The sequence below is a fragment of the uncultured Microbacterium sp. genome, assembly GCF_963521695.1.
Taxonomy (GTDB): Bacteria; Actinomycetota; Actinomycetes; order Actinomycetales; family Microbacteriaceae; genus Microbacterium.
The window spans coordinates 1-19,087 of sequence record NZ_CAUQWC010000039.1; the positions used below are offsets into that span (position 1 = coordinate 1).

The following is a 19,087-nucleotide window of genomic DNA, read 5'->3' on the forward strand; positions in this document are numbered from 1 at the left end:
CCTCCGTCCACAGCTCCTCCATGTGCTGGTCGAGCGGCTGCGGGAGCGCCGGCAGGTCGGGCCGGCCGGGGGCACCCGAACCCGAGACCGAGACGGCGACCACCACCGCTCCCACGGCGAGGATGACGGCCACGACGGATGCGACCACGACATTCTTCCTGGACCCGCGGCGGGACGCCGGCGCCACGGAGCGCGAACCGCCGCCCGCGGACGCGCTGTGCGACGGGCCGCCGCCCGCCGGCGAAAGCACCTGCGTGCGGTCCGCGCCCGGCGACGAGGGGTGGCTGTCGGATAGCGGAAGCACTCGCGTGCGGTCGTCGCCCGCGTCGAACGACGGCGTCGGAGCCGTCGCGTGCGGCAGGACCGCCGTTCGCGCATCGAGCGACGGCGCCGATGTGCCCGCGACGGTGCGCAGCGCCCTGATCACGCCCGCGGCATCCGGTCTCTCCGCGGGTTCGAGGGCGGTCATGCGCTGGAGCACCTCTCGCCACGCCGGCGGAACGTGCGCGGGGATCCCGGGCGTCGAGACGAGCCGTGCCGCGAGCGCTTCGTGGGGGGTGCGCGACCCGAACGGGCGCGATCCGGTCAGCGCTTCGAGCAGCACGAGCCCGAGGGCGTACACGTCGCTCGTGGGGGCCGCCGGAAGGCCGCGCGCCTGCTCGGGACTGAGATAGGCGGCGGTGCCGATGACGGTGTCGGCCCGGGTGACACGAGTGGCTCCCACCAGGGCCGCGATGCCGAAGTCGGCGAGGGTCGCCCGTGGCGTCTGACCCACATGGGCGGCGGGGCGGATGAGGATGTTCGACGGCTTCACGTCGCGATGCACGATCCCGCGCGCGTGGATGACGGCGAAGGCCTCGGCGATCTCGCAGCCGATGAGAGCGACCTCTCGTGCGGGGAGCGGACCGCGCGCGATGCGGTCCGACAGCGTGGGTCCCGAGATCAGCTCCATGACGAGGTAGGCCGGGCTCCCCGAGAGTCTGGCGTCGTAGAGGGTCACCAGAGACGGATGCGACACCGACGCGAGCAGGCGTATCTCCGACCGGACACGCGCGACATCCGAGGGATCGGCGCCGTCGCCATCGAAGATCTTGAGAGCGACGCTCCGCTGCAGCGCCGTGTCGACGGCTTCGTGGACCCGCGCGTAGCCGCCGCGGCCGAGAAGGCGGCCCACGCGGTAGCGGCCGTCGAGCAACTCGCCGTCGACCGGGTCGGCGGCCGTGGGTGTCTGCTCGCTCACCATCTTGTCCCGGGGTGCGGCCCCGAGCGCATCAGACGAGGTCGTCGTTGGAGGATCGCGTGGTCGAACGGGTGACCTGGGCGCCGCCCACTCCCTCGGTGCGCGTGACCGTGTCGGTCTGACGCCGCTTCGCCAACAGCACGATGCCGATCAAGAAGACGACGAAGCCGGCGCCCATCATGATGTAGCCGATCATGCTCAGACTGACGTACTCGTTGGGAAGGTTCACCGCGAAGGCGAGGATGGCCCCGATGACGAACAGGGCGATGCCGGCTCCGATGCTCATGTCAGACCCCTTTCGAAGGAGTTCTCAGCATGGCAAGGATCACCCCCGCCCGGGCATGCTCTTGACAACGCCTGTCAAGACGGGTGCGACTCCCCGGGCTGGGGTGTGACATGGATGCCATGAGCCAGAACGATGTGACCACCCGATCCAACCGCGGCCAGTGGGAGAACGCGGTCGAGGGCCGCCCCGAGCTGTCGGCCAGCTTCTCGAGCAAGCAGGAGGCGGTCGATCAGGGGCGCGCCACAGCGGACGAGCTCGGTTCCGAGCACATCGTCGAGGATGCCGAGCCGACCGGGGCGGTCACCGACGAAGAGTGACCGCGACGGAGACGACGAAAGAGGCCGCGATCGTGGATCGCGGCCTCATTCGTGGTGGTGCCCCCGACTGGAATCGAACCAGCGACCTTTGGTACCGGAAACCAACGCTCTATCCCCTGAGCTACGGAGGCGGACGGCTCCAGGTTATCACCGCGGCGCAGCGCACCCCGACGACGCGGGGCGGCGCCGTGGACGCCTGCGGCCGCCCCGCGGCATCCGGATCACTCGTCGCCGACGACGCCGATGCCGGTGGCCTGGTGGTCGGCGTTGGGGTCGTCCTTCGTGGGAGCCTTCGACGCCTCTTCGGGGTCGTTCTCCTGGCTCGGCCGGACCGTGGGGTCGTCGCCGAGGTCGGCGGCGTCGTCGGTCGGGTCTTCCGCGGGGGCGGAGTTCTGCGGGTCGCTCATGGGGTTTCCCTTCGTCACGTGGACCTCCACCCTCGCAAGCTCGAGCGAACGGACGCAGCGGCTTGACCGGGGACGCTTGCGGGCTTAGCGACCCAGCATGGCGCGCAGGCGCCGCGAGAGCGGCTGGGTCAGGATCACCTGTCGCCCGTTCACGTCGAGGGCGAGGATCGAGCCTCCCCATCCCCGCCCGCGCGCCGGCTGCGCGTCGCCGCGGACGTACGCCTCGGCGATGTCGACGTAGGCGGCGAGCAGCTGCGCGCTCTGGTCTTTCGACGAGTTCGCGTCGACCAGCTGCAGCCGGTGTCCCGTGTCGGTCTCGACCGAGAACCACCGGGATCCGGGCGTCGATACGAGCGCCCAGCGCTCGTTCCGTTCGAACCGCGCCCACGCCGCGCCACTCCTGAGGGCCGTGGTCACCTCGAGATCGGCCTGGGCGATGCAGAGCACCTCGAGCATGGCGAGGGCTTCTGCCGCGGTGACGTAATCACCGCGGTCGGCGCCCAACCCGCCCCACTCGAACCTGCGCTCGCTCATCCCGTCACCGCCCGTGCCCTCGTCCTCCCCAGAGGGTAACCCCGGGTTCGCGCGCCGGCTCGTCGCGCAGGAGACTTCGCGCGCAACAGCGGGGCCCTACGATGAGCGCATGCTGACCTCGTCGCCGTCATCGATCACCGATCAGACCTCCATCTTCGCCCTGAGCGGCACCACGTCGTTCCTCGCCGTCGCCCTCTACGTCCTCACGGTCGTGGCGTTGTGGAAGGTCTTCACCAAGGCCGGGCACCCCGGCTGGCTGGCGATCATCCCGATCGTCAACATCGTCTTCCTGACCAAGATCGCCGGGTTCTCCGGGTGGTTCGCCCTGCTCTACATCGTCCCGATCGTGGGTGTCGTTTTCCACATCATCGTCCAACTGCGAGTCGGGCGAGCCTTCGGACACGGTTGGGTGTTCTCGCTCTTCCTGCTCGTGTTCCTCTACGTCGTCGGCTACCTCATCATCGGCTTCAGCGACGACAAGTACCGCCCCGAGCGCATCTGAGGGCGAGGCGGCCGCCACGCCATATGAAGAAGACGGATGCCACGGGGTCGCCCCGTGGCATCCGGTCTCTCTCAATCCCCCTTCACGTTGACGATCTGCCGCAGCGTGTGACGGATCGTCACCAGGTCGGCAGCATCCGCCATCACCCGATCGATCGGCTGGTAGGCCTGCGGTATCTCGTCGATGAACGCCTCGGTGTCGCGGTATTCGATCCCCGTCATCGCCTCGCGCAACTGCTCGTGCGTGAAGGTCTTTCGGGCCGCCGACCGGGAGTATTCCCGACCCGCTCCGTGCGGTGACGAGTTCAACGCGACCGGGTTGCCCCGACCCTCGACCACGTACGAGGCCGTGCCCATCGACCCGGGGATGAGACCCGGACGCCCGGCATCGGCCATGATCGCGCCCTTGCGCGACACCCACACCTGCTTACCGAAGTGCCGCTCGGACTCGGTGAAGTTGTGGTGGCAATTGATCCGCTCGCGCTCTTCGACGGGGGTGTCGAGGAAGCGACCGAGCTGATTCGAGACACGGTCCATCATCTCCTCCCGATTCAGCAGGGCGAAGTGCTGAGCCCATCGCAGCTCCCGGATGTACCGGGCGAACTCGGGCGTGCCTTCGACGAGGTAAGCCAGATCGGGATGCGGGAGCTCGATCCACCATTGCTGCGCGAGGCGCTGCGCCACCTTGATGTGATGCTGCGCGATGCGGTTGCCGACGCCCCGCGACCCCGAGTGCAGGAACATCCACACGTCGTCGTTCTCGTCCAGCGAGATTTCGATGAAGTGGTTGCCGCTGCCCAGCGAACCCAGCTGGTTGCGCCAGTGACCGGCGTACGACGTCGGGTCGAACTCGGCCGTCTCGGCGAGAGCTTCGAGCTCGGCGATGCGCGGCTCGGCGGTGGCGACGATCTTGCGGTTGTCGCGCCCGGCCGAGAGCGGGATGGCCCGTTCGATCTGCTGACGGAGCTCTGCGAGATCGCGACCGGCGAGGTCGTTGGCCGCGAACTGCGTCCTGACGGCGATCATGCCGCAGCCGATGTCGACGCCGACAGCCGCGGGCATGACGGCCCCACGCGTCGGGATGACCGAGCCGACCGTCGCGCCGAGCCCGAGGTGGGCGTCGGGCATGAGGGCCAGGTGGGGGTAGATGAACGGCATGCGCGATGAGGTGCGGGCCTGTTCGATGGTCTTGTCATCGATCAGGCTCGCCCACGACACGAGTCGTTCGTTGAGCTTCTGCATGGATCCTTTCCTTCGGTGATGCGCTGCTGCGCGGTGAGTGAGCCACAGACCTGAGCGCACTCCCCCACTCGAAAGGGAAAGAGAAACGCCCCGACCTGACGGTGCGGGGCGTGAGAAGACAGTGTCTAGACGACCGGCGCCGGAGGGTACGACGAGGGGAGGAACGGCAGGTACTGCTGCTGCTCCGGACGCAGATCGCGCTTAGCGGTCATCGCCTCGTCCTTTCTCGACTCGTCGCGCCAATCGGCACGGACTTGCGAACTTAGTGGATGCCGCACGCCCATCGCAAGGCTTCCGCCCCACACATCGCCCGGAGGTTCACCGGCGTGGGATCAGGCCTGGGTGGGCTGGTCGAAGTCCCAGTCGATCGGTTCGTCGTCCGTCCCGGGGTCGGGCTCGACGGCGCGGAGGCGCGCACGGGGGAAGAGACGGTGGGTCCGCAGCTCCTCGGCCGCGGCGGTGAAATCCGGCTCTTCGTCATCCCACTCGAGGGGAGCCGAGAGCACGTCGTTACCGACGCCGATCACCAGTTCCGCCTGGGCGACCTTCTTCGCGTCCGTGACGATGGGGATGCTGACCGCTTCGGCCTGCCCCTCTTTCGCGACTGCCGCGGTCAGCTCGATCAGCGACGCGGCGACGTCGTCTGTGGTCATCACGGTCTCACCGGCATAGGTCACGCATCGCATCCCTCCACCCTGGGGTCCGGTCGCACGGCGAGGGGGTGGGTTGCCGGGATACGACCGGTGGGGTACGACTCAGCCCCTGCGCTGGGACGACCGGAACATCGCCTCGTCGAGCTCGAACCACACCGCGCGCACGGTGTCGAAGTCGCCGAAAGGTTCGGGTTGCGGGTCGTCGAGCGACAGTCGGTAGCCACGAGGCAGGTCGTCCACGTGTTGTCCGTCGCGCGGTCCGCCGACGAGCACGTAGATCACGGCGAATCGACCGCGGGCGCCTCGGCGGCTACACCGTCGACGGCGTCGCTCATGCGCCGCAGGAAAGCGACGACGGCCGCCGACTCGTCGGGCGTCATGTCGATGACCGCAGCCAGCATTCGGTCGTGCATGTTCCCCAGCGTCTGCCGAACTTCTTCGTCAGCCCGCGGCGTGACCGCGATGAAGATGCTGCGGCGGTCGTCGGGGTTGGCGGAGCGCGTGATGTGGCCGGAGCGTTCCAACCGGTCGAGGATCGCCGTCGTAGACGCCGTCGACAGTCCCAGATACCGAGTCAGCTCCCCCGGACGGACCTGCCTCTTCTGGTCGCGAAGCAGGTAACGCAACACCAGCAGCTCGTTCTCACCCATCGACATCGAGTCGCGCGTGCGTCGCCGCATTGCCACCTCGGCGGCGCGGTAGACCCGGAGGGATTCGAGCACGGCCTTGCTGCGCTGACGACGGTCCGCCGGCTCGCCGCCGTACCAGTACGTCACCTCGCGGACGGATTCCGCTGTCGAGGGTGCGCGGGGCGTGGTTTCGACGTCCGTCATGTCACACCCCTCCGCTCGTATCGCGACTATACAGCGCAAATAATAGTTAGGCAAACTAGTTACTAAGCGAGTATGTTCTCAACATAGCTAATCGCTTTCGAAGGGAGCACCCCATGGGCCACCTGTATTACGGAACGTCGACCGAATCGATCCAGATTCCCGACCGCCTGCTCTCACACCTCAAGGTGGTCACAACCACCAAGCTCCGCCGCAGCGAGAGCTTCACCCTCAGCTGGACCCACGTCGACGGCGCCCCCGGTCGTTCCACCCTCTGGCTGCAGCCGGCGATCCCGCTGCGCTTCGTCTTCGATGCCGCGGAGCCCGAATCCCTCGACGCCGCGACGCTGAGGACCATGGCGGACATGGCGGGCTCCTCCGCGGGTCTCATCGTCGAGCTCGACGCCGACATCCCCACGGCCGAGGCCGCCCCGCGCCCCGCGCCCGTCCGCTCGGCTGACCGCTCCGGTCGTCGCGCCGCACTTTCTGCGGCGGCCTGACGTGACCATCACCTCTGCGCCTCCCGTCGCTCCCCTTTCGACCGTCCGCATCCTCTGGGCGAAGGTCGACACCGGCTTCTGGGTCGCTCACCGTGGCGGTGAGTACTTCGGCTGCGTCGACGCCGTCGCCGGGGGCTTCGTCGCGCGTGATGCCCACGGCGTCCCCATCGGCCGGTACGACGTGCTCGCCGAAGCGAAGGCATCGCTGCGTTCTACGACGCACCCCACGAATACGGCACGGCGTCGGAAAATGGACCGCACGTCTTTGGTGGCCGCTACGGCTCTCGGCTCGACCGCGCTCGCGTTCGCGCTCACCGCCGGGGCGATGGCGCCCTACCTCTGAAACAATCTCCCGCTGGCCGTCAGCACGATCGATGTCGACCCCCTGTACACGGCACGCAACGCGTGCCACGGTCGTCACTCCACCGAAGAACGGAGTCCTCCATGGCCGATCGCCACGCACACCCCGATGACGCTCCCGACTCGCAGTCGAACGGCGCGGGCAGCGAGTCACCGGAGGAAGGTGCCGCCGCCCAGCAGGATGCAGACGACGCGGTGACAACGGGCGGTTCCCCCACCGGCGACATCGGCTGACCGTCCTCCACCCGGTCAGGTCTCGCTCCCTCCGTCCCGGAGGTGCGCGGCCTGGAGCGCGGGTTGCAGACGCCGTCTACGAGCCCGCGATAGAGATGGACGCTGTGGTCGAAACGCCCTCGCACGACACGGTGAAGGTAATCGTTCGCGCACCCCCGGGATTGAGGAACAACTGCGTCGTGTAGCTCCCGCGGTCTGAGCTGTCAGGGGTGCTCCCCCCGAGCTGATCGCGCCACGTGCCCCCTTCGCTGGCAACGACGGACACCGTGCGATAGGGGACACCGCTGCCGCTCGCGCTTTTCAGCGTTCCGGACACGTTGATGTAGTACTGGTTGGTGTCACCGGAGAACGACCTCGAGAGGTTCACCGTGATGGAAGCCACGGGGACGAAGACGTAAGAGAAGGACGCCGTGGTGGCGAGACCGTTCGAGAGGGCGGTGATGCTGGCGGTCTGCGATGTCTTCACGCGGGCGACCGACGCCGTCGTGGAGAACGTCCCCGCGGTCGTCAGGGAGAAGCTCGTCCGAGCCAGCGCGACGTTGGCGTCGGAGCTCGACAAGGTCAGCCTCTGACCGCGCACCGCACCCTCGTACTTTTCCGTGACACTCACGCTGCCGCCGACGGGCACGTCGGACACCTGCGAGAAAGTCAGTGTCAGAGCGGACGTACTCGCCGCCGAAGCGGGTGAGGCGGTGGTGACGATGATCGCCGGCACCGCCCACGCGGCGGTGGTGACGACAGCACGTCGAGACATCGCGTGGGAGTCGACCTCGCTCCCACGCTCGTCGGCGAAAGCCTCTTTCGTCATGTTGCCGTCCCTTCGCTCGCGGACTCTTTCCGTCTCGCCGAGCGTGGCAGCTTTCCTCGTCGCCGCCCGCCTCTTCGCCCAGGGGCGAGGACTCACGAGCCGTGGTTCACCCGTCGATGCGTACAGGACGCTCGGACACGTCACCCGCGTGACGCATGTCAGGCACCGTGGGCGCCGGCAGCATCGGTCTACGCCTGCTCCCGAGTTCCCGCCCCGTCGCCCGATGGCACCGGCTGACATCGGGGGCACCACCAGGTGCGACGCTGCTCGGGGTCGTTCGCCACCTCGTCGCGCACGCGCACCCGCGTCCCGCAGCGGAGGCACGGTCGCCCCGCCCGGCCAGCGACCCAGTGCGACGATCCCTTGCGACGATCGCCGGTGGTCACCTGGTACATGCCCGGCACCGTCGCCGAGATCCGCAGGCATCGCGCGGCGAGCGCGACGAGCGCACCGAGGTCGGTGGCCCCGATCGGGGCGAAGGGATGGACACCGCGCAGGAAGGCCAGCTCGTTCACCCACAGGTTGCCGAGTCCTGCGATGCGCGTCTGGTCCAGCAGCGCCGCCACGAACGGACGGTCGGGACGCGCCGACAACCGGCGGACTGCTTCAGCCGCGTCCCAGTCCTCCCGCAGGGGGTCGGGACCGAGATGCCCGACGACATCGTGCTCCCGGGCGGTGGGGAGGAGGTCGACCACCGGGAGGTCGAGGCCCCACACCTCCCGCCCGTCTTCGAGGCGGAGGCGCACGCGAGCCTTCTCACGCGCCGCGGAGGGCAGCGCCCGACCCGCCCGTGTGATCGTCCAGCTGCCCTGCATGCGCAGATGGGTGTGGAGGGTCGAAAGGTCGTCGAAGCGCGTGAGCAGGTGCTTGCCGTGGGTGTCGTGCGCGATGATCGATCGTCCCGCGAGCGAGACCCCCGCGCCGTTGCCGGACCGCAGTTCGCCGTCGATCACGCAGATGCCGCAGGTCGCGGCATCCAGGCGCTGGCGCAGACGGTAGACGCTGTCCCCCTCGGGCACCGTCAGGGAGCCGTCGGCGAGAGCTGGTCCGCGCGCGGCGCCAGATCGGGGCGGAGGCGCGTGCCGAATTCGTGCCGCAGGGCACTGAGCGCCGCCTGCCACCCCGCGAGACCGTGTACGCCGGGACCGGGACTCGTCGATGACGAGCACAGATAGACGCCCTTCATGGGCGTGCGCCACGGATCGGGGCTGTAGACCGGCCGGCCGAGGAGCTGCGTCAGGGTCGGAGCACCCGCGGAGATGTCTCCGCCGGGGAAATTCGGGTTCCACGCCTCCACGTCGACCGCCGTGCGTGACGCGGAGGCGAGGATCGTGTCGCGGAAGCCCGGGGCGAAGCGCTCGATCTGCGCCACGACGGCCGCCTCGCGGTCGGCGGGGCTGCCCGCCGGCACGTGCGTGTAGGCCCAGAAAACGTGCGTACCGGCGGGCGCGCGCGTCGGGTCGAACAGCGTCGGCTGCGCCGCCAGCACATACGGCGCATCGGGGAGGTCCCCGCGGGCGACGGCGTTCTCGGCGGCGGAGATCTCGGCTCTGGTTCCGCCCAGGTGCACTGTTCCCGCCCGCGCGACGTCGGCGTTCGTCCAGGGCACGGGCTCCGACAGCGCGAAGTCGACCTTCGCGACACCGCCCCCATAGCGGAAGCGTTCGAGGGCCCGACGGTAGGCCGCCGGCATCCGCTCTCCCGCCAAGGCGACCAGGGCGCGCGGAGTGGTGTCGAGCAGCACTGCGCGAGCGGGCGGGAGCTCCTCGAGGGAGGTGACCTCGACACCGGCGCGCAGCACTCCGCCGTGCGCCCTGATGTCGGCGATCATGGCATCGGCGATCGCTTGGCTGCCGCCCACCGGTATCGGCCACCCGCGCCCGTGCCCGTAGGTGGCGAGCACGAGTCCCGCGCCCCCGGCGGCGAGGCTCGGCTGATGCAGGATCGTGTGGGCTGACACGCCCGTGATCAAGCTCGGTGCGACCTCTTCGCGAAAGCGCGCATTCCACCAGGGTCCCCCCTGCTCGAGAGCGCGGATGCCGAAGAAGAACGCCGCGAGCGGGTCACCCGGTATGCGCAGCAGCGCATTGCCCGTGAAGTCGGCGACCCCACGGAGGTGGTCGACGAGCGGACGCATGAGGCGCTCGTAAGCGGGCCCGTCGACACCGAGCCCCTCCGACGTTCGGGCGAGGTCGCGGAAGGCGAGGCCCGCCCGCCCCCCGTCGAGCGGATGGGCGTAGGAGATCTCGGGGACGGTCAGGCGGATGCGGCGATCGAGGCCGAACTCGCGGAAGAACCACGACTCCAGAGCCAGCGGATGAACGGCCGACCCCACGTCATGGCGGAAACCCGGGAGCGTGAGCTCCGCCGTCGACGCCGCTCCCCCGAACGTCCTCGACCTCTCGTAGACGGCGACCGACAACCCCGACCGCGCGAGCGTGACGGCCGCGGCCAGGCCGTTCGGGCCCGAACCGACGATGATCGCGTCGTAGCTCTCGCTCATCGGTCGATCGGCTCCTTCTGGGCGGTGGACTCGTGCCCGATGGCGGCGGCGCCGCCATCGGTGCCGGGGGCGCCTCCCTCGGCGAGATAGGCGAGGCGGTGCAACGTCTCGGCGTTGCGCCACCGTGTGACCGCATCGAACACCGTGTCAGGGAGGATCCTGGTGGGGCCGGTGACCGGTTCCTCCTGGATGCGCACGACGCACGCGTCGCCGCGCGGCTTGACGTCGATCTCGACACGGGCGACGCCGATGGGTCCGCCGTGCGGCTCCATCACGGCGCGGTACGGCGGGTCCCACACGCGCATGACCGTCGTGTCGTCGACCACCAGGGGCCACGAGCCGAAGGAATGGTGCAACGTCGCCCCCTCGGCGGGCCAGGTATCGCCGACGTCGCGCATGCGCGAGGTGCCGACGACCCAGAGGGGGTACAGCCACCCGTTGGCGAGGACGCGGAACACGTCGTCGGGGGTGCAGTGCATCAGGCGGACGTTGCGTGCCATGGATCGTTCCTCCTCGTCGATGCGATGGGACGGATGCCGCGACGGAGCCGTCCCGACATCGCCCACGCTACGGCCCGCCGACGTCGGCGGTCGCCGAGGTTGCGCCGCGGCGCTCGGCCGAGTACCGCCTCACGGGTAGCGTCACCCCGTCGCCGGCAGGACGAACCACGCACGCGTACCGCCCGTCGGCGAGACATCGAGCCCGATCGATCCCCCGTGCGCATCGACGATGCGTCGGCAGGTCGCCAGACCGATGCCGATGCCCTGCACCTCTGACCCGTGTCCTCGCTTCATCGGTTCGAACAACCGATCGCGCAGCTCCGGGGCGACGGCGTCGCCGTTGTCGTCGACGCTGACGCGCCACCCGTCGGGCAGCGTCTCCACGCTCACACGGATCACGGGGACCCTCTCGGCCGCCACGGTGAACTTCACCGCGTTGGCGATGAGGTTCTGCAGCAGCACGCGCAGCAGGGTCCCATCGCCGCGGACGAAGGTGGAAGCGTGGACCGACACCCGGGCTCCCGCACGGACGACCGCGCCGTCGAGGTCTTCCAGCACGGCATCCACCGTGTCGGCGATGTCGACGTCGGTGAGGTGAGGCCGTGTGCCGCCGATGCGCGCGAAATCCAACAGGTCGCTCACCATCGTCGACATGCGCGAGGCGGCGGCTTCCGCGCGGGCGAGGGACTGCGCAGCGCGCGGCGCCTGGCCCATCTCGGGGCTGTCGGCGGCGAGCTCGAGAAAGCCGGCCAGCGCCGTGAGCGGATTGCGCAGGTCGTGGCTGATCTGTGTGGCGAAGTCCTCGAGCAGGGCGTTCGACTGCAGCAGATCCCGCTGCACGCGGCGCAATTCGAGGACGTCGATCACCTGTCCCGCGAGCAGGTCGAGACCGTGGGCCGCGGCGTCCGACAACTCGCCGACCTCCGTGTCGAAGACGCACAGCGTGCCGATGGAGACGCCCGCCGGGGTGATGAGCGGACTCGACGCGTAGAAGCGCGTCAGGGCGATCTCCCCCGTGACGAACGCGTTCGTGGCGAAGCGGACGTCGAGGCGGGCGTCGGCCACGACGACGCGGCGGGGATCGGAGATCACGACCGCGCACATCGAATCCTCACGCGCACACGACGCCGCCTGCACGCCGACCGCGGCGACCTGGTGCTGCATCCGGTCGTCGATGATGTTGATCACCGCCGTCGGCACACGGCACACCGTCGCGGCGAGCTCCACGAGACCCTGGAGGTCGGGCTCGGTGGGTTCGCCGATCAGACGGTACTGCCCGATCGCTTCCCGCCGGGTCACATCCTGCGCCGTCGACACGTCATCCCCTCGCGGTCGTCCTCCTCGTGAGCCTAACGGTCCCGGTACACCGTCTCGGGCGGATCAGGAAGGGGCTCGCGCGCGCCGACCGGATCACGAAGAGTCGGTCCATGAGCACCCCCGCGTTCCCCCAGACACCGTCCGAGCCCGGCGCCCCCTCCCCCGGGGAGCCCGTCGCGCCCACCCCCCCCGAGCCGACGGCGCCCACCCCGGCGGAGCCCACGATCCCGCTTCCGCCGGAGACGGCGCCCGCGCCGTCGTCGGGCGGCGACGCCGGCGGCGCGTTCGCGCAGGACGAGGACACCTCCGGCGTCGGCTCCGCAGAGATGGATGCCGACAACGCGGTCGAACAGGACGTGATCGACGCCGTCGACCCCGGCGGGAGTCCCGACTGACGACCCCGCGACGAAGAAGAGGGCGAAGCCATCGGCTCCGCCCTCTTCTTCGTCAGGTGGGGATCACGGGTTGCCGCGGGTCCACAGCAGCAGGATCGCCACGGCCTGGAGAACGAGGCAGCCGGCGAGGATCGCCACCCGTCGACGCGGTGTCGACGACCACCGCTCGTCGCCGAGCAGGGGTGCCATGGGCATGAGCAGACGGAAGGTGCTCTGCTGCGGCAGGAACACCGCGAGGATGTACACGCCGTAGCTGAAGCCGTAGGCGACGACCATCAGGCCGAGCTTTCGTACCGGTCGCGACCACATCAGGGCGAGGAAGCCGATGATGAGCGCGATGACGAGGATGATGCCCACGACACCCAGGTGCGTCCCGGCTTGCCGGAACCACGGGGTGAACGGGGTGAACTCGTCGTTTCCGACGTAGTCGAGCCACCAGCCGAGCTCGGTGCGGATGTACGCGTTGTGGGTGCCGGTGACGTACTGCGCGATGTGGTTCCACGACAGCCCCGTCACCGCGATCGCGAGACCGGAGGCCATCAGCGGCGCCCATTCCTTCATCGGGAACGGATCGACCTTGCGACGGAAGAAGCGCACGAGGAACACGATGCCCAGGGCGAGGCCGAGAGCGAGCACGCCGGGTCGCGTGTACGCGGTGAGGACGCCGATCGGCAGGATCCACAGGTAGCGGCGCTTGATGGCCAGCAGCATGCCGGCGAACATCAGCAGCATGAACAGGCCCTCGCTGTAGCCGATCACGAAGAGGAACGACATGGGTGCGAAGGAGAAGAACACCACCGCCCACCAGGCCGGCTGGGGCTTGGTGACGGTGCGCATGAGCACGAACAGCAACCAGGTGGCGCCGAGGCTCGCTCCCAGGCTGAGCAGCACCGAGACCGGCTGCCATCCGAGACCGGTCGCACCCGAGATGGCGCGTATCAGGCTGGGGAAGACGGGGAGGAACGCCCAGTTGTTCGGCAGGATGTCGCCCGAGACGTTCATCGGGAGCGACATCGGGTAGCCCTCGGCCGCGATCTGTCCGTAGCGGTCGGCGTCCCACCCGGTCAGGTAGTCGAAGAAGGTGCCGAGGCGCTCGCCGTCAGGACCGAAACCCCAGCGCGCGGCCTTCGCGATCGAGTAGTAGCCCCACAGCATCCCGAAGTTGACCACGCGCGCCACGGCCCACAGCAGCAGGATGCGCGTGAAGGCACCGCGCTCGATGGGGACGATGCCCTCGGGCTTGCGCAGGACGTCGTGCCCGTACTGGCGCAGTGCCCGACCGATGCGCGAATCGCGCAGGCGATCGAGGCGACGCGGTGGTGCGATGACACGCGAAGGACGCGTCGGGGAGACAAGCTCGCTCGGCGGTGCGCTCACTCGGAACCTTTCACAAGGGAAGATGTGGGCGAGTGACGACGGTGTCGGGGCCCGGATAAGTGCAGGAAACCAGATGGTACCGGATGGAAATGTGCGTTCCATCCCGTTGACTTCCAGGGAAACCCCCTGGTCAGTGGGTGTCTCCGACGAGCTTGAGGCCGATGACGCAGCCGACGAGGCCCAGCACGAGCAGAACTTTCACCACCGAGATCGCCTCCGCGCCCGTGACCATCGCCACCACCACGGTCAGCGCCGCGCCGATTCCCACCCACACCGCGTAGGCGGTACCGGTGGGGATGTCGCGCATCGCGAAGGCGAGGCCTCCCATGGACACGACCAGTGCCGCACCGAAGATCACGCTCGGCCAGAGCTTGGTGAATCCCTCCGACCGACCGAGGGCCGTGGCCCACACGGCCTCGAGGACACCGGAGAGGATGAGGATGATCCACGACATGACTGTGCTCCTTGGCCAGTCTTGTCGCTGTCCGGGTACTGATCCCTCGTCCGGTGACGCGGTAGGCGTCCGGTGGCCACGATACCGAGCGCACCTGGGCAGTGCCCGTGCCCTCCGGCATCCGCCCTCTCCGCGACCACGCATAAACGCTCCCCACGCGCAGAAACACGCTGTGCTCGCGTTTGTGAGCGCCGATCGCGTTTATACGTGGGGGGGGGGAAGTGGGGCGACGCGAAATCGACCGGACAGAGCGGCCGGGGTCACGGCATCCGGGGTCAGATGAGGAAGATGGATGCCGCGCCGGGGTTGTGGGCGTGTACGAGCACGCCGAAGACGACGGCGTCGAACAACAGGTGAACCGTCACGACGTACCAGAGCGACCGCGTCTTGAGGAAGAGGAACCCCTGCACGATGGCGAAGGGGACGGTCAGCAGCGGCCCCCACGCCTGGTACCCCAGCTCCCATAGGAACGACACGAACACGATCGCCTGGAGCAGGTTGGCGGCGAGGTCGGGGAAGTGACGGCGCAGCAGCACGAAGACCGTGCAGATGAAGAACAATTCGTCCCAGATGCCGACCGCGCCGACGCCGACGAACAGTCGCGCGATGAGATCGGGGGTGTTCACGACGGGCCAGTTCATGTAGACGCCCGAGGTGATGAAGTAGAACGGCAGGATCAGGTAACCGAGCACGATGACGCCGGCCAGCCACGCCCACTGCCACCACGTCCACCGCCCACCGCCGCGCCAGGGGAAGCGGATCGCGTAATCGCGGTAGACGAAGCGCGAGATGACGTAGGGCACCACCACCGCACCCCCGAGGGCGAGCGTGAAGCGGACGAAAGCGGCGTTGTCGAGCTCGGCCTGCAAGGGGATCAGGCTGACGATGAACTGACCGATCGCGATCAGGGAGACGTCGCGGGCGATGCTCGGTTCCTCGCCGCGCGCGAGCGGCACTCCGGCGCGGCGGTCGATGAGCACCCCGGATGCCACGGCGAGCGCGAGGAGCACCCACCCGAGCCAGACGACCTGCACGACGAAGAGAGCGGGTGCGGCCAGGCATACCAGCAGCGCCGGGATCAGCTTCGGCGTCCACGTGGAGCGCTCGCGCACGGGCACCGCGGTGTGCGTGGTCACGGCGAGACCCGCGTGTACGTGAGGTCGCGGATGTCGCGCCCGACGCGCAGTCCCTTGTTCTCGAAGGCGGTGAGCACGCGCCCCGCGAAGCGGTCGGCCCACTCCCCCTCGAACGCCCGCTCGAAACCGGGAGCCGCGTCCAGCACGTCGCGCATCTGGTCGGCGTAGTCCTGCCAGTCGGTGGCCAGGCGCAGGATGCCACCGGGGCGTACGGCCTGGGCTGCGACGCGGGCGAAGTCGGGGGCGACGAGACGGCGCTTCGTGTGCTTGTTCTTGTGCCACGGATCGGGGAAGAACACCCAGAGCTCGTCGACGGATGCCGCGGGCAGCAGGTGTTCGAGGGCCTCGGGCGCGTTGGCCTCGACGAGGCGGAGGTTCTTCACGCCGTCGCGGTCGGCGTCGAGCATCGTCCGGGCGAGTCCGGCCGTGAACACCTCGACGGCCAGGAAGTCACTGTCGGGATCGCCGGCTGCGGCCGAGACGATCTGGTGGCCCTGGCCGGAGCCGATCTCCACGACCAGTCGCGCGCGGCGACCGAAGACCTCTTCGACGTCGACAGCCGTACCGGCCTTGACGCTGGTCGTGGCGGCTGCGCGCACCACGGGCAGCAGGTAGAAGGGCGACAGCTCGGCCCATGCGCGGTCCTGGGCCTCCGACATGCGGCCGCTGCGACGCACGAACGACACCGGCTTGTCACGGAAGACGGGCGCGGCATCCATGGCTCCCAGGCTATCCGCCGAGTGAGGGGTCACTTCGTGTCGCTCAGCCGACGCGGAGGCGGCGGATTCCGCCCCCTCACGCGAGAGGGAACGCTTACGGCCGCTCACGGGACGGTCACGAAGTCGATGAGCTCCTCGACGCGACCGAGGAGGGCCGGCTCGAGGTCGCGGAAGGTCGTGACGCGCGACAGGATGTGCTGCCACGCGCGGGCGGTGTCGGCCTGCTCCTCGGCGGGCCAGCCGAGGGCACGGCACACCCCGACCTTCCACTCAATGCCCCGGGGCACCTCGGGCCACGCGGCGATGCCGAGGGCGCGCGGGGTGACGCACTGCCAGACGTCGACGAAGGGGTGCCCGACGATGCGCACGTGGGCGCCGTGACGGCCGCGCGCGATCTTCTCGGCGATGCGCGACTCCTTCGAGTTCGGCACGAGGTGGTCGACCAGCACGCCGTAGCGGCGTTCGGCGGTGGGGGGCTCGGCATCCAGGGTCTGCTCCAGCAGATCGATGCCCTCGAGGAACTCCACGACGACGCCCTCAGCGCGCAGGTCTGCGCCCCAGACCTTCTCGACGAGTTCGGCGTCGTGCTTGCCCTCGACGAAGATCCGGCTGGCCCGCGCGGTACGGGCGCGCTGGTCGGCGGCGACGAAGGACCCGGATGCCGTGCGGGTGCGGCCTTTCGCCGCGGGGGCCGGAGCCGTGAGCACGGCCGGCGCGCCGTCGACGAGGAAGCCCCCTCCGAGGGGGAACAGGCGGCGTTTGCCGAAGCGGTCCTCCAGCTCGACGTTCATCCCGTCGACGCGGATCACCGCGCCGACGTAGCCGTCACCGGCGACCTCGACGACCAGGTCGGTGGATGCCGCGATCTGGGCCGGCTTCTTCCGTCCGGCGTCGCGCCAGCCGCGGGCGAGCACATCGGTGCCGTAGCGGTCGTCCATCTGTACCTCCGAGGGTCCGAGCCTAGGCGGCGGTGCTGTGCGCTGACAGCGGACGCGCCGATCCGGTCCCGTGGCGACGCACGGATGTCGGAGGTCGTTTGTAGGGTGGGACAGTCCGGCGACCGAAGGGGGAAGCATGCGAACGCCCAGGGCGGCACACGTGCTGGCCACACTGTTGATCGTGTCCGTCGGCGTGCTCGTCGCCCCGCTGAGTGCCTCCGCGGTTCCCCCGCCGTCGCTGGGCTCCAGCTACGTGATCGACGGAGCCGACGCGCTCACCGACGGTGAAGAGGCCTCCGTCCAGAGCCGCATGGTGTCGCTGCGCGAGCAGACCGGGCTCGATCTGTGGGTCGTGTACGTGCCGGAGTTCACCGACCCGCCGGGCGCCGCCGACTGGGCGAACGAGACGGCGAACCGCAATCAACTGGGTCCCGATCAGTACGTGCTCGCCATCGCCCTCAGCGGCGACACCTTCGCGTACTACCTCTCCGGAGACGCCGAAGACGGCGACCTGTCCGCCGCGCAGCTCGGTGAGATCGAGCAGAACCGCGTGCAGCCGGCCCTCGAGGCGGGCGACGACGCGGGAGCCGCCATCTCGGCCGCCGACGGGATCCGCGCCGCGCACATCGAGGCCGGTGGGGGCGAGCCCGCCCCTCCCCCCTCGCCCGCCAGCTCCGGCGGACCCGCGCTCGGCCCTATCGTGCTCGTCGGACTCCTGCTCCTGGCCATCGCGATCGGTCTCGTGTGGTTCGCGCTGCGACGCCGGAAACAAGCCGCCGCCGGCACCACGAACGCCCCCACCGAGAGCATCGACGATCTGTCGCGGCGGGCGGGCTCGGCGCTGGTCGCGACCGACGACGCCGTCAAGACCAGCGAGCAGGAGCTCGGTTTCGCCCGCGCCCAGTTCGGCGACGAGGCGGCGGTGCCGTTCACCGAGGTGCTGACGCAGGCGAAGGCCGACCTCGACCGGGCGTTCTCGCTTCAGCAGCAGCTCGATGACGATGTGCCCGAGACCGCCGAGCAGCAGCGCGCCGCGTACGCCGAGATCATCCGCCTGTGCACCAGTGCAGACGAGGCCCTGGATGCCAAGGCCGCGGCCTTCGACGAGCTCCGCGCCCTCGAGGCCGACGCCCCGGCGGCCCTCGCGGCCACGCGGGAGCGGCAGGCAGCGGCCGACGCCGCATTGACGACGGCCGAGGCCGACCTCGTGCGGTTGCGCGAACGCTTCGCCGACGACGCCCTCGAGGCCGTCGCCGACAACCCCGCGCAGGCCCGAGAGCGTCTCGACTTCGGCATCGCGCAGTCCCGTGCGGCGGAGACCGCGCTGGGCGAGGGCCGCACCGGCGAAGCCGCCGTGGCGATCCGCGCAGCTCAAGCTGCCGTCGCCCAGGCCGAGACCCTCGAGCGCGCCATCGCGACGCGGGGCGATGACCTCACCGAAGCGCAGCAGCGCGCAGCAGCGCTCGTCGCCGAGATCGAGGGCGATCTGGCCGCGGCCGCGCGCCTACCCGATTCCGACGGACGTGTCGCCGCCGCGACGACGTCGGCACGCAGCCAGCTCGACGCCGCCCGCGGCGCCCTGGGCGGCGCCCGCACCAGCCCACCGCGGGCGGTCGACATGCTGCAGCAGGCGAACACCACGATCGACACCGTCCTCGACGCGGTCCGTGACGAGACAGAGAGGCGTCGGCGCGCCGAAAGCCAGCTCGACGCCACGCTCGCGCAGGCGCGTGCGCAGGTCTCCGCGACCGAAGACTTCATCTCCGCGCGGCGGGGAGCCGTCGGGCCGACCCCGCGCACGCGCCTCGCCGAGGCCGGCGCCGCCGTCGTGCAGGC

25 protein-coding genes, 1 tRNA gene and 1 riboswitch are annotated in these 19,087 nt (G+C 69.7%); of the genes, 7 read left to right on the top strand and 19 right to left on the bottom strand.

What is annotated here, in order from left to right; translation table 11 throughout:
• Both RWP81_RS04735 and RWP81_RS04740 read right to left on the bottom strand, forming a co-directional pair.
• Window positions 1-1,240: serine/threonine-protein kinase (locus RWP81_RS04735; RefSeq protein WP_314452836.1), on the bottom strand; the 1,240-nt coding region annotated here is incomplete at its 3' end.
• A 31-nt stretch (window positions 1,241-1,271) separates the two neighbouring features.
• Window positions 1,272-1,526: a DUF6458 family protein gene (locus RWP81_RS04740; RefSeq protein ID WP_314452838.1), complete on the bottom strand. Its 255-nt coding sequence runs from the start codon at window positions 1,524-1,526 to the stop codon at window positions 1,272-1,274.
• 119 nt (window positions 1,527-1,645) lie between these two features.
• Here RWP81_RS04740 and RWP81_RS04745 point away from each other — a divergent pair, with 119 nt between their 5' ends.
• Entirely contained in the window at window positions 1,646-1,843 is a 198-nt protein-coding gene (locus RWP81_RS04745) for a DUF2188 domain-containing protein (protein ID WP_314452840.1), read from the top strand.
• Between the two features lie 55 nt (window positions 1,844-1,898).
• Here RWP81_RS04745 and RWP81_RS04750 read toward each other — a convergent pair.
• The 3 genes from RWP81_RS04750 to RWP81_RS04760 all read right to left on the bottom strand — a co-directional run bounded on the left by RWP81_RS04750 (window position 1,899) and on the right by RWP81_RS04760 (window position 2,784).
• Window positions 1,899-1,974, bottom strand: a tRNA-Arg gene (locus RWP81_RS04750).
• Between the two features lie 90 nt (window positions 1,975-2,064).
• Window positions 2,065-2,250 carry a hypothetical protein gene (locus RWP81_RS04755; RefSeq protein ID WP_156459246.1) on the bottom strand — a complete coding sequence of 62 codons (186 nt, stop codon included), beginning with the start codon at window positions 2,248-2,250 and terminating at the stop codon, window positions 2,065-2,067.
• Window positions 2,251-2,334: 84 nt separating this feature from the next.
• Complete coding sequence (locus RWP81_RS04760) at window positions 2,335-2,784, bottom strand: hypothetical protein (RefSeq protein ID WP_055958162.1); 450 nt, start codon at window positions 2,782-2,784, stop codon at window positions 2,335-2,337.
• A 109-nt stretch (window positions 2,785-2,893) separates the two neighbouring features.
• Between RWP81_RS04760 and RWP81_RS04765 the strand changes: the two genes are divergently transcribed.
• Complete coding sequence (locus RWP81_RS04765; RefSeq protein ID WP_055958164.1) at window positions 2,894-3,286, top strand: DUF5684 domain-containing protein; 393 nt, start codon at window positions 2,894-2,896, stop codon at window positions 3,284-3,286.
• Window positions 3,287-3,357: 71 nt separating this feature from the next.
• On the opposite strand, the gene RWP81_RS04770 is transcribed toward RWP81_RS04765, so the two are convergent.
• From RWP81_RS04770 to RWP81_RS04785, 4 genes are all read right to left on the bottom strand, one after another.
• Window positions 3,358-4,527: an RtcB family protein gene (locus RWP81_RS04770; RefSeq protein ID WP_314452849.1), complete on the bottom strand. Its 1,170-nt coding sequence runs from the start codon at window positions 4,525-4,527 to the stop codon at window positions 3,358-3,360.
• Window positions 4,528-4,859: 332 nt separating this feature from the next.
• Window positions 4,860-5,213 (bottom strand): hypothetical protein, encoded by a 354-nt coding sequence (locus RWP81_RS04775; RefSeq protein WP_243223644.1) that lies wholly within the window; start codon window positions 5,211-5,213, stop codon window positions 4,860-4,862.
• Between the two features lie 69 nt (window positions 5,214-5,282).
• Entirely contained in the window at window positions 5,283-5,420 is a 138-nt protein-coding gene (locus tag RWP81_RS04780; protein ID WP_314452855.1) for a hypothetical protein, read from the bottom strand.
• Between the two features lie 38 nt (window positions 5,421-5,458).
• Window positions 5,459-6,013, bottom strand: coding sequence for a MarR family transcriptional regulator (locus tag RWP81_RS04785; protein ID WP_314452859.1), 555 nt, complete (start codon window positions 6,011-6,013; stop codon window positions 5,459-5,461).
• Window positions 6,014-6,126: 113 nt separating this feature from the next.
• Between RWP81_RS04785 and RWP81_RS04790 the strand changes: the two genes are divergently transcribed.
• From RWP81_RS04790 to RWP81_RS04800, 3 genes are all read left to right on the top strand, one after another.
• Entirely contained in the window at window positions 6,127-6,510 is a 384-nt protein-coding gene (locus tag RWP81_RS04790) for a hypothetical protein (RefSeq protein WP_314452862.1), read from the top strand.
• A 1-nt stretch (window position 6,511) separates the two neighbouring features.
• Complete coding sequence (locus RWP81_RS04795) at window positions 6,512-6,853, top strand: hypothetical protein (RefSeq protein WP_314452864.1); 342 nt, start codon at window positions 6,512-6,514, stop codon at window positions 6,851-6,853.
• Window positions 6,854-6,954: 101 nt separating this feature from the next.
• Window positions 6,955-7,104, top strand: a complete 150-nt coding sequence (locus RWP81_RS04800; protein WP_314452867.1) for a hypothetical protein — start codon at window positions 6,955-6,957, stop codon at window positions 7,102-7,104.
• A 76-nt stretch (window positions 7,105-7,180) separates the two neighbouring features.
• Here the strand turns inward: RWP81_RS04800 and RWP81_RS04805 are convergent, their stop codons facing one another.
• The 5 genes from RWP81_RS04805 to RWP81_RS04825 form a co-directional block, all read right to left on the bottom strand.
• Window positions 7,181-7,912, bottom strand: coding sequence for a hypothetical protein (locus tag RWP81_RS04805; protein WP_314452870.1), 732 nt, complete (start codon window positions 7,910-7,912; stop codon window positions 7,181-7,183).
• Window positions 7,913-8,100: 188 nt separating this feature from the next.
• Window positions 8,101-8,931, bottom strand: a complete 831-nt coding sequence (locus RWP81_RS04810; protein WP_314452873.1) for a DNA-formamidopyrimidine glycosylase family protein — start codon at window positions 8,929-8,931, stop codon at window positions 8,101-8,103.
• Between the two features lie 2 nt (window positions 8,932-8,933).
• Window positions 8,934-10,415: an NAD(P)/FAD-dependent oxidoreductase gene (locus tag RWP81_RS04815; protein ID WP_314452877.1), complete on the bottom strand. Its 1,482-nt coding sequence runs from the start codon at window positions 10,413-10,415 to the stop codon at window positions 8,934-8,936.
• The gene (locus RWP81_RS04820) at window positions 10,412-10,915 is read right to left on the bottom strand and encodes an SRPBCC family protein (protein ID WP_314452880.1); all 504 of its coding nucleotides are present in this window, start codon (window positions 10,913-10,915) and stop codon (window positions 10,412-10,414) included. Before RWP81_RS04820 ends, RWP81_RS04815 begins: the two co-directional genes overlap by 4 nt.
• Before the next feature lie 141 nt (window positions 10,916-11,056).
• A complete protein-coding gene (locus tag RWP81_RS04825) occupies window positions 11,057-12,232 on the bottom strand; it encodes a GAF domain-containing sensor histidine kinase (protein WP_314452883.1) in 1,176 nt (391 codons plus the stop codon).
• Window positions 12,233-12,342: 110 nt separating this feature from the next.
• On the opposite strand from RWP81_RS04825, the gene RWP81_RS04830 reads away from it, so the two are divergent.
• Complete coding sequence (locus tag RWP81_RS04830; RefSeq protein WP_314452886.1) at window positions 12,343-12,627, top strand: hypothetical protein; 285 nt, start codon at window positions 12,343-12,345, stop codon at window positions 12,625-12,627.
• 63 nt (window positions 12,628-12,690) lie between these two features.
• Here the strand turns inward: RWP81_RS04830 and RWP81_RS04835 are convergent, their stop codons facing one another.
• From RWP81_RS04835 to RWP81_RS04855, 5 genes are all read right to left on the bottom strand, one after another.
• On the bottom strand, window positions 12,691-14,004 hold the full coding sequence (locus RWP81_RS04835; protein ID WP_055958204.1) for a hypothetical protein: 1,314 nt from the start codon (window positions 14,002-14,004) through the stop codon (window positions 12,691-12,693).
• Window positions 14,005-14,134: 130 nt separating this feature from the next.
• Window positions 14,135-14,458: a multidrug efflux SMR transporter gene (locus RWP81_RS04840; protein WP_055958207.1), complete on the bottom strand. Its 324-nt coding sequence runs from the start codon at window positions 14,456-14,458 to the stop codon at window positions 14,135-14,137.
• A gap of 10 nt (window positions 14,459-14,468) precedes the next feature.
• A riboswitch (guanidine-III (ykkC-III) riboswitch) is annotated at window positions 14,469-14,532 on the bottom strand.
• 201 nt (window positions 14,533-14,733) lie between these two features.
• Complete coding sequence (locus RWP81_RS04845) at window positions 14,734-15,594, bottom strand: CPBP family intramembrane glutamic endopeptidase (protein ID WP_314452892.1); 861 nt, start codon at window positions 15,592-15,594, stop codon at window positions 14,734-14,736.
• The gene (gene trmB / locus RWP81_RS04850) at window positions 15,591-16,313 is read right to left on the bottom strand and encodes a tRNA (guanosine(46)-N7)-methyltransferase TrmB (protein WP_314452895.1); all 723 of its coding nucleotides are present in this window, start codon (window positions 16,311-16,313) and stop codon (window positions 15,591-15,593) included. The genes RWP81_RS04845 and trmB overlap by 4 nt, the downstream gene beginning before the upstream one ends.
• A gap of 104 nt (window positions 16,314-16,417) precedes the next feature.
• Window positions 16,418-17,251 (bottom strand): DUF3097 domain-containing protein, encoded by an 834-nt coding sequence (locus tag RWP81_RS04855; RefSeq protein ID WP_314452898.1) that lies wholly within the window; start codon window positions 17,249-17,251, stop codon window positions 16,418-16,420.
• Between the two features lie 136 nt (window positions 17,252-17,387).
• Between RWP81_RS04855 and RWP81_RS04860 the strand changes: the two genes are divergently transcribed.
• On the top strand, window positions 17,388-19,087 hold a 1,700-nt coding region (locus RWP81_RS04860), incomplete at its 3' end, for a TPM domain-containing protein (protein WP_314452901.1).

Coding starts and splice junctions, on each gene's coding strand:
- RWP81_RS04740 (WP_314452838.1), bottom strand. CDS start 1,526: ATGAGCATCGGAGCCGGCATCGCCCTGTTCGTCATCGGGGCCATCCTC.
- RWP81_RS04745 (WP_314452840.1), top strand. CDS start 1,646: ATGAGCCAGAACGATGTGACCACCCGATCCAACCGCGGCCAGTGGGAG.
- RWP81_RS04755 (WP_156459246.1), bottom strand. CDS start 2,250: ATGAGCGACCCGCAGAACTCCGCCCCCGCGGAAGACCCGACCGACGAC.
- RWP81_RS04760 (WP_055958162.1), bottom strand. CDS start 2,784: ATGAGCGAGCGCAGGTTCGAGTGGGGCGGGTTGGGCGCCGACCGCGGT.
- RWP81_RS04765 (WP_055958164.1), top strand. CDS start 2,894: ATGCTGACCTCGTCGCCGTCATCGATCACCGATCAGACCTCCATCTTC.
- RWP81_RS04770 (WP_314452849.1), bottom strand. CDS start 4,527: ATGCAGAAGCTCAACGAACGACTCGTGTCGTGGGCGAGCCTGATCGAT.
- RWP81_RS04775 (WP_243223644.1), bottom strand. CDS start 5,213: ATGCGATGCGTGACCTATGCCGGTGAGACCGTGATGACCACAGACGAC.
- RWP81_RS04785 (WP_314452859.1), bottom strand. CDS start 6,013: ATGACGGACGTCGAAACCACGCCCCGCGCACCCTCGACAGCGGAATCC.
- RWP81_RS04790 (WP_314452862.1), top strand. CDS start 6,127: ATGGGCCACCTGTATTACGGAACGTCGACCGAATCGATCCAGATTCCC.
- RWP81_RS04800 (WP_314452867.1), top strand. CDS start 6,955: ATGGCCGATCGCCACGCACACCCCGATGACGCTCCCGACTCGCAGTCG.
- RWP81_RS04805 (WP_314452870.1), bottom strand. CDS start 7,912: ATGACGAAAGAGGCTTTCGCCGACGAGCGTGGGAGCGAGGTCGACTCC.
- RWP81_RS04815 (WP_314452877.1), bottom strand. CDS start 10,415: ATGAGCGAGAGCTACGACGCGATCATCGTCGGTTCGGGCCCGAACGGC.
- RWP81_RS04820 (WP_314452880.1), bottom strand. CDS start 10,915: ATGGCACGCAACGTCCGCCTGATGCACTGCACCCCCGACGACGTGTTC.
- RWP81_RS04830 (WP_314452886.1), top strand. CDS start 12,343: ATGAGCACCCCCGCGTTCCCCCAGACACCGTCCGAGCCCGGCGCCCCC.
- RWP81_RS04840 (WP_055958207.1), bottom strand. CDS start 14,458: ATGTCGTGGATCATCCTCATCCTCTCCGGTGTCCTCGAGGCCGTGTGG.
- trmB (WP_314452895.1), bottom strand. CDS start 16,313: ATGGATGCCGCGCCCGTCTTCCGTGACAAGCCGGTGTCGTTCGTGCGT.
- RWP81_RS04855 (WP_314452898.1), bottom strand. CDS start 17,251: ATGGACGACCGCTACGGCACCGATGTGCTCGCCCGCGGCTGGCGCGAC.